Origin of the sequence: Clostridium boliviensis, assembly GCF_033342255.1 — a bacterium.
Classification (GTDB): Bacteria; Bacillota; Clostridia; order Lachnospirales; family Lachnospiraceae; genus Lacrimispora; species Lacrimispora boliviensis.
This window is the reverse complement of record NZ_JAWONS010000099.1, coordinates 17,316-33,046: the sequence shown is the minus strand read 5'-3', so window position 1 is coordinate 33,046 and position 15,731 is coordinate 17,316. Positions and strand designations below refer to the sequence as shown.

Genomic DNA, 15,731 nt, shown 5'->3' with positions numbered 1-15,731 from the left:
AATTATACCCGGATATTCCTCCAAACGTCAAGCTGCACACCATAGAATTCACAAAAATCCTATGACACACGACAATCAGCCCTTTTAAGCGTCTGATTAATATAGGAGGTGACGGTTCCGATATTCTGGTTTAAGAAAAAATGACCACCGTCAAAATATACAATATCCGTCTTATTTAATACATGTTTTCTCCACGCTTCCATGTCTTCCTGTGAAATTGAATCTTCCCTGCCGCATAAAACCGAAACTCCACACTGAATTTTATCTCTTCCAGGTAAGTATTGATATGTCTCCGTGATTTTATAATCCGCCCTGATTAAAGGAACGAAGATATCAGCAAGCGCTTTGTCTTCAAAAACCGATTTTGGTGTCCCTCCCAGTTTTAATATGGCATTTTTAAATTCATTCTCTGGAAGATTATGAATAATTTTATTTCTTCTGATATTCAGGTGAGGTGCCCGGTTTCCTGAGAAGAAAACATGTTCCGGCAAGGGGAGACCGGACTTTATGATTTCATGGTACAATTCAAACGCAATCCAGCTGCCCATGCTGTGCCCGAATATGGCATATGGCGTATCTGTGATCTGATCTTTTATGGAACAGCACACCTCTTGTGCTGCTCCATTAATACTATCATATAAAGGGGCATCCATTCTGCTCCCTCTTCCTGCCAGTTCCACAGGCTGCAGATCAATGTCCTGACTGAGGAATTTACTCCATTGGTAATATATCATGGCGGAGCTTCCTGCATAAGGCAGGCAAAACAGTTTAATCCTGCTCATGTTTACCCTCCTTCCGGTCAAAAAGCTTCCGGTTCAGCCAGTGTCTTTTTATATCCACCGCCTGTACCGGGCATAACTCATGACAGCAGAAACAGCTGATGCATTTACTTAAATCCGGTTTTGGTTTTCCGGAACTCATGTCAATAATACCTGCAGGGCAGCCCCTTTTACATTCGCCGCAGGAAATGCATTTATTATAGTCAAAGACCGGCTTTGCCCGTAATGCATCGGTCAGAATCTGTTTTAAGAATCCGGGAACTTTCCTGCCAAATAAATCCTGATCAAAGGATTTTGGAAGCAGAAACGGAGGTATTTTTACGGATTCAAAGGGACATCCCAATACGGTTATGTCCTCCACATTTGGGCTGCACAGTCCCCGCTTAACTGCAGCCTGGATTGTGGGGACCTGCTCTGACTTAAGCCCGATTAAATGAGCGCCGGCAACATCAAGCACATAAGGACTTTCAGACGCCATTATCAGTCCCACGTGCCTTTTTTTCCCTGCAGAAGGGCCATCGCCTTCCATGCCATCTACCGCATCAATAACTGAAAAAACAGGAGTAACATATTCACAGATATCCACCAGATGTTCGGCAAAGTTCTCAATGGAAATCATTTTTAAATGATATTCCGCCTTGGTGAGCCCGGGTATGACACCAAACAAATTTTTTACTGCTCCCGTATACGTCATCATACCATGTGTCTTAAGTTTTGCTGCTGATACGACAAAGTCCACATCTTCCACTATTTTTATGATGTTCATGTGTTTTAATTTCTCTGCTTTGGGATTGGATACCTCTGCCTCAGAGGTATCATAATTTAACTCACAGCCTGTATTCCGTGCAACATTTTGCATACCGGAGGCCCGGTAAATATCCTCCAGCCGCTTTTGCGTGAAAGCACCTCCCGGACTGTCTCCCAAAACCACGCTGCATTCCATTTTCTGAAGATATCTTACAATCGCTTCCGCAACAGCCGGATGGGTTGTTACGGCATCCTCCGGCAGATTTTTTTTCAGCAGATTTACTTTGACCAGAACTCTGCTCCCTTTTTTAATCATGCATTTCATTTCTGTCAAATGATCCAGACACTCAAAAACTGCATGCTCTACTTTTTCATACTCATAATTCTCACATTGGATAATACTTACACTCTCCATTATTTACTCTCCATTTTGCCATCATCCATATTTATAAATCCCACTTTTATACAATGCTCAAGCATTAATTTTACTTTTTTCTGGTCAAGCCTCAACCACTTAAATCCGACTGCCTTCAAAATTTCATCCGTTTTGTTGTTTAACAGGTTAAATGATGTTTTGTCCATACTTACGGATAACATATTGGTGTGGACAAGGATCTGCGTAATATCATCCGTTTTGTCTTCCTCATCATACCTTTTAAGCAGATTTTCCACAAACTCTGCCGGAGGAATGATCCGGACCTTCACCCCAGCCTGATTGATCAGCTTAGCAACGTAACTCATACTCACAGTGTAACTGTTATACAGGTGATACGTTTCATTCTGCAATTTTTTCCTGTCAAACAGCAGTACAACCGCTTCGGCTACCTGATCGATGAAAGAAAAATTAATGTTCTTTTCTGTCGTCTCCGGAAAACAGCCAAGATTAATACAGGATTTAATCACAGAATAGAATGCGTTGTTTGTAATATTTTCCTGGAAAACACCCGTGCCAGAGTCAAACACCAGATTACCCACCCGGAACACATTGGAATTTACTCCTTCTTCCCTGGCTTTTACAACCATCTTCTCTGCTTCAAATTTAGTCTGTGAATAGTAATTTTCCGATTTCTGCCCCAGATCACAATCGTATTCGGTAAACAGCTCTCTTGCTTTTCCCTCTATGGTTCCTTCTCCTATGCTGGTTGTTGAAATAAGGTTGTACGCTTTTTTCTTTCCTGTACGGGCAAATTCAATCAACCTGTCATTTCCTGCCACATTTGCATCATAAAGCTCAGAGTAGTGTCCATAATGCTTCACGTTTGCCGCGGAATTAATGATCACATCAATTTTATCTGCCAGTACTTCATACAGTTTTTGACTTAAGCCCAGTTTGTCCTTTGCTATGTCTCCTGAGAATGCACAGACTCTGTCCTCTAATATATTCTTTAGCTGCACATCCGGCTTAAAATAATACTCAAGTTTTTTACAGAGCCGTTCCCATGCTTCTTTATCATCCTTACTTCTGATTGTAACATAAATCTTATAATTGGTATTCTTTAACAGCTGGTATAAAATGTGTATTCCCAAATAACCAGTACTTCCAGCCAGTAGAATATTGCTGTAATTTGCTTTTTCTGATAAATCCATTTTCTTATACTTCTGGATTCTGGTCTTATATTTAATGATTCGCTTTTCTATTCCTTCATCTAAGGCAGACACACCGCTTTGTGCTGTAACAGCCGCTTCTCTATAGGCATTCAGGGCATTCTTCAGCCTGTCTTTGGAATATCTGATATGATCCGATAAAACCCGTATGGTCAGACACTTGAAAATGTCGTTGATCTCTATTTCAAACTCCATTGCCAGTCTGGATACGGTCTGGATCGCTTTAATGGAATTGCCTCCAAGCATAAAGAAGTTGTCATCGATACTGATCTGCCCGATTCCCAGGACCTCCTGCCATACTTTCTGGATTTTAGCATCTGTGTCATTTCTAGGCCCTATGTACTCTGATTCCCCATTTCCGCCTTTCTCCGGCTCCGGTAATGCTTTTTTATCGATCTTACCATTGGCAGTCACAGGCATCGCCTCCAACTGTACGAAATAGGACGGCACCATATAGTCCGGCAATGCTTCTGCCATCTGTTCCTTCAGTTTTGCAGCTTCCAGTTCTTTTTCTCCCGTATAATAGGAAACAAGGTACTTATCTCCATGACTGTCTTCACGGGCTATCACCACTGCCTCACGAACAGATGGACATTGAAGCAGTCTGGCTTCAATTTCTCCAAGCTCGATCCGAAAGCCCCTGATCTTTACCTGATCGTCAATTCTTCCCATATACTCAATATTTCCATCCGGAAGCCATCTGGCTAAATCACCGGTATGATACATTCTTTCACCGGCCAGAAATGGATCAGCAGTAAACTTTTCAGCTGTCAGCTCCGGTCTGTTTAAATAACCTCTGGCAATTCCATCTCCGGCTACACACAATTCACCTGGTACACCTACAGGCAGCACATTGCCATTTTTGTCAAGGATATAGATTCTCGTGTTGTCCACAGGTCTTCCAATGGGTACGGAACCGTAGCACATCTCTTCTTCCCTGTACTTCCAGGCGGAGGTTATAATGCTGTATTCCGTTGGACCATAGGCATTCATATATTCAACGCTGTCTTTCCATTGCTCCACCAGAGTCTTTGTAATAGCGGAACCGCCGGTAATCAGTTTTTTCAGTGTGCGCAGTTTTCCCGGTTCAATTCCAGCTAAGTAAGTAGGCGGAAGCAAAGCTATGGTTATTCCCTTTTCATTGACGTATGCTTCAAATTCATTTAAGTTGTTTATGGTGTCCTTTGATATCAGATACAGGGTTCCTCCTCCCAGCAGACTGGTGAAGATCTCCCATACCGATGCATCAAAGGAACTGCTTGCAAACTGAAGCATCCGCTCATTTTCGTCCACCTTCCAGTATCTCTTAAAATAATTCCGGAGGTTTATGATTCCATGATGTTCTACCATAACTCCTTTGGGTTTTCCCGTTGAACCTGAGGTGTAGATAATATACGCTAAATCACCCGCACTGCTTAAGTCCTCAGGGTTTTCCCCGCATTCACCAAATTGGTCATCGAGGAAAATCACCTCTATGTCAGTCACAGCTTTCTCCTCTAAATGCCTTTGTGTCAGGACTACCGCTGCACCGCTGTCCTCCAGCATATACCGGATTCTGTCCTCCGGATAATTAGGGTCTACAGGCAGATAGGCTCCTCCTGCTTTTAATACTCCAAGCATTGCAACGATCATTTCCAGGGAGCGCTCCGCCATAATGGCGACAATCTTATCTGTTCCCACGCCCTTACTGTTCAGTATTTTAGCCACGCCGTTGGCCCTTTTGTTGAGTTCCAGATAACTTAAACTGCTCTCACCAAAGACTACCGCTGTCTTATCCGGAACCCTTCTGACCTGTTCTTCAAAGGCTCCATGAATGGTACTGCGTTTTGGATACGGCTCAGCTGTCCTGTTAAAGCAATATAATATTTTTTTCCGTTCTTCTTCATCAAGAAGCTGAATGTCCTTCAGCTTCACCTGAGGATTTTCTGCCACCTCTTTCAAAATATTGACGAAGTGTTGTAAAAGAGCTTCCATTGTTTCCCTTTTGTACAGCTTAATCCCGTATTCCAGTTCAAATATAATACCTTCCTGTGTTTCAATAGCAGCAAGAGTGATATCAAACTTGGATATAGGAACCCCGTTGCCATAAGGAGCGGCTTTCATTCCAGCCAGTTCTAATTTTCCGGTCTCCATATTCTGAAGTGCGAACATGGTATCAAACAAAGCATTTCTGCTCATGTCTCCCTTTAATCCCAGTTTTTCTACAATCTCTTCAAAAGGATAATCCTGGTTTTCATAAGCTCCCAGGGCCATTTCTCTGACTTCTGCCAGAAATTTTTGGTATGTCTTTTCTCCCTGAGGGTAATTTCTCATTGCCAGGGTGTTAACAAACATCCCTATTATATTTTGCAGATCTGCATGAGGCCGTCCTGCAATAGGGGAACCAACTATAATATCTTCCTGCCCTGTATATCTGTAAAGCAGCGTGTTGTAAGCTGCCAGAAGTACCATGTACATGGTTGCTCCGTTTTCTTTTGCAATTTCACTAAGCTTTCCTGTAATTTCGCTGCCTAAGTGGAAACGAACTCTGCCTCCTTCAAAGTTTTGCACTGCCGGTCTTTTATAATCAGCCGGCATGTTAAGTACGGGTATTTCACCTCCTAATGTCTTCAGCCAGTAATTTTCCTGTTGTTTCATTGAATCATTCCCATACATCTGGTTCTGCCATACGCAGTAGTCCCTGTACTGAAGCTGCAGTGGTTTTAAATCCTTCCCTTCGTAAAGAGCACAGAATTCTCTCAGCAGTATCTCCATGGAAACTCCGTCGGAAATGATGTGGTGCATATCAAACATCAGGATATAACTTTCATCTTTCAATTTAACCAGTTCAGCTCTCAAAAGAGGTGCCTTACTTAAGTCAAAAGGCTTTACAAAATTACGGACAATATCCTGTCCCTCTTCTTTTGCGGCTTCTTCACAGCCGACTGCAAAATCAACATGGGTGTCCACCCATTGGACCAGTTCACCATCTATTGTTTTAAAGGATGTTCTTAAGGTTTCATGGCGCTCAATCATCTGTCTGAATGCCGCCTGCAGACGTTCTATATCAATATTACCTTCAATCCGCAATGCAGAAGGCATGTTATAGGTAATTCCATTCCCTCCCAGCTGGCTTAATACATAGACCCGCTTCTGCGCAGAGGACATTGGATAATACTGCGCTTTTTCTGCCGGTTCAATGGATGCATAGATATCTTCCTTTGCATTTTCTATGTATTTTTTCATTTCAGCAATTGTCGGTCCCCCAAAGATCTCCTTTAACGGGATGTTGATGTTGAATTCCTTGTGGATTCTGGAAACCAGCACGGTAGCCTTTAAAGAATGACCTCCCAGTTCAAAGAAGTTATCCATTCTCCCGATCTTCTCAGCTTTTAACACTTCCTGCCAGATAACGGCCAGCTTTTCTTCCACCATTCCTTCCGGCTTTTCGTATTCCACACCGGTATCGATCCTGCCCTCCGGCTCAGGCAGTGCCTTTCTGTCAAGCTTTCCGTTAAAGGTGAGCGGCAGCTGCTCAAGCCGGATAAAATAGGAGGGCACCATGTAGTCAGGAAGATCCTTTAACAGGTATGCTCTCAATTCCCCTGTTGTAAGCTCCTCTTTTCCTGCTATATATGCACAGAGATATTTTGTCCCGTATCCGTCTTCCCGGTCAATCACTGCGGCTTCCCTGACTGACTCATGGGTGAGCAGCCGGTTCTCAATTTCACCCAATTCGATCCTGTATCCGCGGATTTTGACCTGATAATCAATTCTTCCGAGAAACTCGATTGTTCCATCAGACAGCCATCTTGCCAAATCCCCTGTCCGGTACATCCTGCTTCCGGGAACAAATGGATTTTCCACAAATTTCTGCTCTGTCAGTTCCAATCTGTTTAGATATCCTCTTCCCACTCCGTCACCGGATATATACAGCTCTCCTGCCGCGCCAACCGGAAGTACCTCTCTGTCTTTACCAAGAATGTAGATCTGGACATTGTTAAGCGGCGCTCCGACCGGTATGGAGTTCAGTCCTGCTGCGGTTTCATAATCAATGGAAAACAAGGTGGAATCCACACAGCATTCTGTAGGACCGTAAACATTGGTGATCCTTGGTTTTTCTCCTGCAATCCGGTCATAAAAACTCTTTACCGTTTCTATCCCCAGCGCCTCACCGCCGATTACAAAATGCTTTACTGTTAAAGCATCTGATCCAGCCTGCATAGCATTCTCCAGAAAACGGATGTGTGCCGGGGTACCATCAGAGACATCTGCGGAGTGCTCTTTATAGTAACGGAGCAGACTCATGCCATCAAGCCTTGCTTCTTCCGGAACGATGCAAAGTGTGTGACCCAGCATCAAAGTCGGAAATATCTGCTTAACCGATGCATCAAAGACATAGGGTGCCACAAGGGCAACTTTTAAATTCCTGTCGTACTTTCCGTAAATATGCCTGTTTAAACCTGCTGTCAGATTCAGCACATTCCTGTGCTCGATCATGACTCCTTTTGGCATACCTGTAGTTCCTGAAGTGTAGATGACGTAAGCCATGTCCTGGGGAGTATTAACCGGAGCTATATTGCCTGCCTCTCCCTGATACAATGCCTCATTCTTTAAGTCCAGTGTTTTTCCAGAGAATTGTAGTTTGTCCAGTAACTGCGTCTGCGTCAGCAGGATTTCCGTCTGGCTGTCTTCCAGCATATACCGGATTCTTGCTTCCGGATAAAGGGGATCAACCGGCATATAAGCACTTCCTGCTTTTAGTACTGCCATAATTCCCACTATCATTTCTACCGAGCGCTCTGTCATGATACCTACCGTCTTGTCAACACCCGCTCCATTTTCTCTCAATACTGCGGCAAGCTGATTGGAACGCGCATTCAATTCTCCATAAGTCAGGATTTTTTCTTCAAATTCCACAGCCACCCGGTCAGGATTTTTCTCTGCCTGTTCTTCAAATACCTCAATGATGGTTTTATCCCTGGAATACTCTGCAGAGTTGTCATTAAAGCCATATATAATTCTTTGAATTTCTTCCTTTTTAAGCATTTGAAGATCCTTAAGCCGGGTCTTTGGGTCTTTGGCTATTTCTTCCAGCAACGCGCTGTAGTGGATTGCGGCTTTCTCCATGGTTTCTTTTTTAAACAGCCTGGTACAGTATGCCAGTTCAAACTCTATCCCCGCTTCCTCCTCTTTCGCAGTCAGGGCAATGTCAAATTTGGACATCTTCACTTCATAGCTGCAAGGCGTGATGTTTAGTCCATCCATTACCAGTGCTGCTGCATCCACATTAAGCAGCGCGAAGAAAGCATCAAAAAGGGCACTCCGGCTTACATCCCGTTTCAGCTTAAGCTTTTCCACCAGCTCTTCAAAGGGATAATCCTGGTTTTCATACGCACCCAGGGCCATTTCTCTGACTTCCGTCAAAAATCCCTCAAAGGTCTTCTCTCCCTGGGGATAGTTTCTCATTGCCAGAGTGTTAACAAACATTCCAATAATATTCTGAAGATCTGCATGAGGTCTTCCTGCAATGGGCGATCCGACTATCATATCTTCCTGTCCGGTGTATTTATAAAGCAGTGTGTTATATGCTGCAAGCAGTACCATGTACATGGTTGCGCCGTTTTCCCTGGCCACACCCTGAAGTTTCCCGGTAATCTCCTGGCTTAAATGAAACCTGATTCTGTCTCCTTCAAAGCTCTGTACTGCCGGTCTTTGATAATCAAGGGGCAGATTGAGTACCGGAATTTCACCTTCCAAGGTCTTCAGCCAGTAATCTTCCTGTTTTTTCAAGGTTCCATCTTCGTACATCCGATTCTGCCAAGCCGAATAATCTCTGTACTGGAGTCTGAGCGGATTTAAATCCGTGCCTTCATAAAGGGTGATAAATTCCCGGATCAGGATTTCCATGGAGACTCCGTCGGAGATAATATGGTGCATATCAAATAAAAGAACATGACTGTTTTCTTCGGTCTTTACCAATTCTACTCTTAAAAGGGGGGCTTTGCTTAAATCAAAAGGCTTTATAAAGTCATTTAGCAAATCTTCTGTTTTTTCTCCTGGTGCCTCTTTACAGGACACACAAAATTCCGCCTCATCGTGCACTCTTTGTAACGGCTCTCCATCCATTATTTCAAAAGAAGTTCTCAAAGTCTCGTGACGTTCGATAAGTTTTTTAAACGCAGCTTCTGTTTTTAGCCTATCAACACCGCCTTCAATCAAGACCGCTCCCGGCATATTATAGACCGTCTTGCTGTCCTCCAGCTGGCCCAATACATATACTCTCTTCTGGGCAGACGACATGGGATAGTATTCTGCTTTTTTCATTGTTTTAATGGAAGCATAAATATCTTCTTTTGCATTTTTAATGTATTCTGCAGTATCCTTTATTGTGGGTCCTTCAAAAATCGCCTTTAACGGTATGTTGATGTTGAATTCCTTATGGATTCTGGAAACCAGCACGGTCGCTTTTAAGGAATGTCCTCCCAGTTCAAAGAAGTTATCCATTCTGCCGATTTTCTGGATTTTCAATACTTCCTGCCAGATCTCCGCCAGCTTTTCTTCCACCATTCCTTCCGGCTTTTCGTATTCCACACCGGTATCAATCCGGCCCTCCGGCTCCGGCAGTGCCTTTCTGTCAAGCTTTCCGTTGAATGTAAGGGGCAGCTTCTCAAGCTGAATAAAATAGGACGGTACCATATACTCAGGCAAATCCCTTAGCAGAAACTCTCTCAGTTTACCTGGCGTAAGATCTTCTTTTCCTGCTATATATGCACAGAGATATTTTGTTCCGTATCCGTCTTCCCGGTCAATCACTGCGGCTTCCCTGACTGACTCATGGTTCAGCAGACGATTCTCGATCTCTCCCAGTTCGATCCTGTATCCGCGGATTTTTACCTGATAGTCAATTCTTCCAAGGAAGTCAATCGTACCATCAGACAGCCATCTTGCCAAATCACCTGTCCGGTACATCCTGCTTCCGGGAACAAATGGATTTTCCACAAATTTCTGCTCTGTCAGTTCTAATCTGTTTAGATAGCCTCTTCCTACTCCGTCACCGGATATGTACAGCTCTCCTGCTGTGCCAACCGGAAGTACCTCTCTGTCTTTTCCAAGAATGTAGACCTGGACATTGTTAATCGGCGCTCCGATCGGTATGGAGTTCAGTCCGGCTGCAGCTTCATAATCAATGGAAAACAAGGTGGAATCCACACAGCATTCTGTAGGACCATAAACATTGGTGATCCTTGGTTTTTCTCCGGAAATCCGGTCATAAAAACTCTTTACCGTTTCTATCCCCAGCGCTTCACCGCCGATTACAAAATGTTTTACCGTTAAAGCATCTGCTCCTTCCTGCATTGCATTCTCCAGAAAACGGATATGTGCCGGGGTGCCATCAGAGACATCCACGGAATGTTCTTTATAGTAACGGAGCAGATTCATGCCGTCCAGCCTTGCTTCTTCCGGAACGATGCAAATTGTATGCCCCAGCAGCAAAGCCGGAAAAATCTGTTTGACCGATGCATCAAAGACGTAGGGCGCCACAAGGGCAACTTTAAAATTCCTGTCATACGTTCCGTAAATATGCCTGTTTAAACCTGCTGTAAGATTCAGTACATTCCTGTGCTCAATTATGACTCCTTTTGGCATACCTGTTGTTCCGGAGGTATAGATAACGTAGGCCATGTCATCCGGGAAATTAAGGGGAGATATATTGGCTGTGTCTCCCTGATACAATGACTCATCCTTTAAGTCCAGTGTTTTTCCTGAAAATTGCACCTTATTTAGTAACTGCGTCTGCGTCAGCAGGATTTGTGTCTGGCTGTCTTCCAGCATATACCGGATTCTTGCTTCAGGATAAAGGGGATCCATGGGCAGATAAGCGCTTCCTGCTTTCAGTATTGCCATAATTCCCACTATCATTTCTACTGAGCGTTCAGTCATGATACCTATGGTCTTTTCCGTACCTGCTCCATTTTCTCTCAATACTCCTGCCAACTGATTGGAACGTGAATTTAATTCCCCATAGGTAAGGCTGCTTTCTTCAAATTCCACAGCCGCCTGGTCTGGATTTTTCTCCGCCTGTTCTTCAAATACCTGAACGATGGTTTTATCTCTGGCATACTGTGCAAAGTTGTCATTAAAGTCATATACAATTCTTTGTATTTCTTCCTCTTTAAGCATCTGAAGATCCTTAAGGCGGGTCTGGGGATTAGCGGCAATCTTTTCCAGCAATGTAACATAGTGGACTGCCGCCTTCTCCATGGTATCTTTACAAAACAGCCTGGTGCAGTATGCCAGTTCAAGCTCTATCCCCCCGTCATCCTCTTTAGCAGTCAGGGCAATGTCAAATTTGGACATTTTCACATCATAGCTGTAAGGCATCATTTCCAGCCCATTCATTACAAACGCTGTAGTATCTACACTCTGAAGGGCAAAAAAAGCATCAAAAAGGGCATTTCGGCTGACATCCCTTTTCAATTTAAGCTTTTCTACCAGCTCTTCAAAGGGATAATCCTGGTTCTCATACGCACTGAGAGCCATTTCTCTGACTTCTGCCAAAAAGTCCTGGAAGGTCTTCTCTCCCTGAGGATAGTTTCTCATTGCCAGAGTATTGACAAACATTCCTATCATATTTTGCAGATCTGCATGGGGCCTTCCCGCAATTGGTGATCCGACTATTATATCTTCCTGTCCGGTATATTTATAAAGCAGTGTATTGTATGCTGCAAGCAGCACCATATACATGGTTGCTCCATGATCCTTTGCAATACCCTGTAGTTTCTTTGAAACTTCCTGGTTTAAATGAATCCTGATTCTGTCTCCTTCGAAGCTCTGTACCGCCGGTCTTTGATAATTAAGGGGCATGTTGAGTACAGGAAGATCACCTTCAAAGGTCTTAAGCCAGAACTCTTTCTGCTTTTTTAAGGTTCCATTCTCGTACATCTGATTCTGCCATGCTGAATAATCCCTGTACTGAAGTCTGAGAGGGGTCAAATCCGTTCCTTCATAAAGAGTGGTGAATTCCCGGATCAGTATCTCCATGGAGACTCCGTCAGAGATAATATGGTGCATGTCAAACAGAAGGACATGCCTGTTTTCTCCGGTTTTCACCAGACCTGCCCGCAAAAGAGGGGCTTTGTTTAAATCAAAGGGCTTTATAAATTCATTCAGCAGGTTATCTGTATTTTCGTTGGGTGCTTCCCTGTAAGATACACTGAATTGTGCCTGATCATGCACTCTCTGGACCGGTTCCCCGTTCATTATTTCAAAGGATGTTCTTAAAGTCTCATGACGGGCAATCAGCTTTTTAAAAACAGCTTCTGTTTTTTCCGGATCAATATAGCCATTAATCAGTACAGCACCAGGTATGTTATATACTGTCTTTCCGTCCTCCAACTGTCCTAATACAAATATCCGTTTCTGGGCAGATGACATGGGATAATACTCTGCCTGTTCTACTGGTTGGATGGAAGCATAAATATCCTCTTTTGCGTTCCTTAGATACGCCGCAATTTCCCTTACTGTGGGACCTGCAAAAATCTCTTTTAACGGGATGTTACTATTAAATTCTTTGTGGATTTCAGAGGAAAGAACAATTGCATTTAAGGAATCTCCCCCAAGTGCAAAGAAATTATCATTGATTCCGATACGCTCTGCCTTAAATATCTTCTTCCACAACCGGCAGATATCCTCTTCCAGTTCATCAGAAGGCGCTTCGTACTCTGCACTTGTATCCATAGTCAGGTCAGGTTCCGGGAGGGCCTTGCGGTCAATTTTCCCATTGACAGTTAAAGGCATCTGGTCAAGTTTTACAAAGCAGGAAGGTACCATATAATCCGGCAGTTCCTGTAACAGCTCTGCTCTCAGCCTGTCTAACGGTAATATTTCTTCCCAGACAATATAAGCTGCAATATATTTATTGCCCTGCAAATCATCCTTCGCAACGACTGCAGCATCTTTGATCTGGGGCATTTTAAGCAGTTGGCTCTCGATTTCACCCAGTTCAATCCTGAAACCTCTGACTTTTACCTGATCGTCAATTCTACCCAGGAATTCGATATTACCATCTGGCAGCCATTTGGCAAGATCACCTGTCCGGTACATTTTTTCTCCTGATTGAAAGGGGTTATCCACGAACTTTTCTTTCGTAAGCTCCGGACGGTTTAAATACCCTCTTGCAAGTCCGTCACCTGAAATGCACAGTTCACCCGCGGCTCCAATTGGCAGCATATGACGCTTTTTGTCAAGAATAAATACTCTGGTATTGTTCACTGGAGTTCCAATGGGTACCGATTCATATTCCAATTCTTCCTCTTTATATGTCCATGTAGTAGTAATAACACTGTATTCCGTCGGACCGTAAGCGTTAATATAAGTAAGCCCAGACTTCCACTTTTCCACCATTTCTTTTGTAATTGCGGACCCTCCGGTAATCAGCCTTGTTAGAGTGGGCAGTTGTCCCGGCTCTAAGTTAGACAAATAAGTTGGAGGAAGCAATGCTATGGTAATGCCGTTCTTATTTATATATTTTTCAAATTCCAATAAATTGTTTATGGTTTCTTTGGGTATTAAGTAAAGGGTGGCACCGGTCAGCAGGGTGGTGAAAATCTCCCACACAGAAGCATCAAATGAATTGCTTGCAAACTGAAGCATTCTGTCATTTTTATTCATCTCATGCTTCTGCACAAAAAAGGCCTGAAGATTTAAGATTCCCTGATGCTTCACCATAACTCCTTTGGGTTTCCCGGTAGATCCGGAAGTATAGATGATATATGCCAGGTCCTCCGGTTTACTTCTGTTCTCCGGATTGTCTTTGTTATCATTATAGCTTTGGCTGTCATCAAGCAGGATCACTTCTCCGTTAAAATCCGCTTTATCCCTCAGATGCTTTTGAGTCAGCAAAATTTCCGACGCGCTGTCTTCCAGCATATACTTTATTCTTTCTGAAGGATAGTTGGGATCAATGGTTAAATAAGCTCCGCCTGCTTTAAGTATTCCCAGCATACCTATGATCATTTCCGGGGAACGTCCGGTCATGATGGCAATGATCTGATCTTTTTTCACACCTTTCTCTCTCAGCGTCCATGCCAGTTGGTTAGCCCTTTGGTTTAATTCCCGGTACGTAAGCTTCTGATCTTCCAAACACACAGCAGTCTGTTTAGGGTATTTTAAAACCTGTTCTTCAAACAGCGTATGTATGGTCTTGTTTTTTTCGTAATCCGCTGCTGCTGCATGAAACTCTTCCATCATCTTTTTTTGTTCCCATTCAGGTACAATGCCGATTTCTGATATGCTGCATTCGTTATGATCCAATATCTGGCGGAATAAAAAATCAAAATGAGATACCACATGTTCAATTGGAATGAATTTGTCAAATACATCCATTCGATAGGAAAAATCAATATAAACTTCTGCATCCTCATACTCTCTTAAATAGACCGTGAGAGCGTTGCGTTCATGATGATGGGGCAACATTACATGGCTTCCAATTTCAGCATCCACAAAGCTTTCCGTCGCCCCATGCTTTTCATAGGAAAATGAAATATCAAAAAGACTGCTTTTTTCGATTGTTGTACTGAAAACAGACCGGTAGATTTCTCCTGTGGAAACCCTCATGTGCCTGTAGCAGTCCATGAGCTCATTTTTAATATACTTAATAAGCTCATGAAAGCTTATATCGCTTCCTGGAGATATCCTTAACGGAATAACATTGGCAAAATGTCCCATCGTCTGCTTGTATTTTGTTTTATTTCGATTTAGAACCGGTACGCCGATTACTACCTCTTCCTTATCGCATACTCTGCTGAAATAGGTAAATAAGGTTCCAAGTACAAAATGAAAGACAGAACAGCCCCTTTCTTCACTGAACCGAATAATCCGGTTATATAATTCCCTGTCTATCTTTAAAATACGCCTGCCGCTCCAGTCCGACTGCCCGTCCGGATCAGTGCCGGTTGCGTTTCGTTTAAACAAAGGTTCGGGAATATTTAAGTACTTTTCCATCCAGAATTCCCTGTCTTTTATAAAGCTTTTTGAATTATGATAGCTTTGATCTTCAAGCAGGAAATCGTGATAGAAATAGACCGGTTTCTCTTCTGTTCTTCCCCCTGTGTATAATTCATTATAGTTTTCTATGATTTGTTTGTGAGTGAGTACAAATCCCCAGCCATCTATAATAAGATGAAAGGCTTTGATAAATACGAAGTACTGGTTATCGTTCCATTTCAACAGGTCAAACTGGAAGAGCCGGTTTCCCATATCAAAGGGCTTCTGAAACTCTCCCCGCATCCATTCCATGCAAAACTCACGGGAATTTTCCTTCCCGGAGAAATCATGTACAGGCAGTTCATACAAAGACTCTGATGATATGTTCAGATATGGTACTCCGTCTCTTTCTATTACGTTAGCCCGCATCATTTCATTGCGGTCGATAAAAACCTGAATGGCCTGGTTAAATAATGGTACATTAATTTCGCCTTTTATTTCTGTATATCCGCCAATATTGTAAATTGGCTTACCTGCATACATACACTGTTCCAGCCATATGTCCTTTTGGTATGAGCTTAACGGATATTCTGTAACGTTTTTTATTCCTGTTTCCATACTGATTGATCTCCC

Annotated in this window: 3 protein-coding genes; all 3 read right to left on the bottom strand. The window is 43.1% G+C overall.

Translation table 11 applies throughout. From position 1 onward, the window contains the following. Positions 1-59: 59 nt before the first annotated feature. Genes RZO55_RS03845 through RZO55_RS03835 form a run of 3 tightly spaced genes read right to left on the bottom strand, consistent with a single transcriptional unit; the run spans position 60 to position 15,716 of the window. Entirely contained in the window at positions 60-782 is a 723-nt protein-coding gene (locus RZO55_RS03845) for a thioesterase II family protein (protein ID WP_318062968.1), read from the bottom strand. Beyond that, on the bottom strand, positions 769-1,941 hold the full coding sequence (locus RZO55_RS03840; protein WP_318062967.1) for a DUF362 domain-containing protein: 1,173 nt from the start codon (positions 1,939-1,941) through the stop codon (positions 769-771). Before RZO55_RS03840 ends, RZO55_RS03845 begins: the two co-directional genes overlap by 14 nt. Continuing rightward, the gene (locus RZO55_RS03835; protein ID WP_318062966.1) at positions 1,941-15,716 is read right to left on the bottom strand and encodes a non-ribosomal peptide synthetase; all 13,776 of its coding nucleotides are present in this window, start codon (positions 15,714-15,716) and stop codon (positions 1,941-1,943) included. The genes RZO55_RS03840 and RZO55_RS03835 overlap by 1 nt, the downstream gene beginning before the upstream one ends. Between the last annotated feature and the right edge of the window lie 15 nt (positions 15,717-15,731).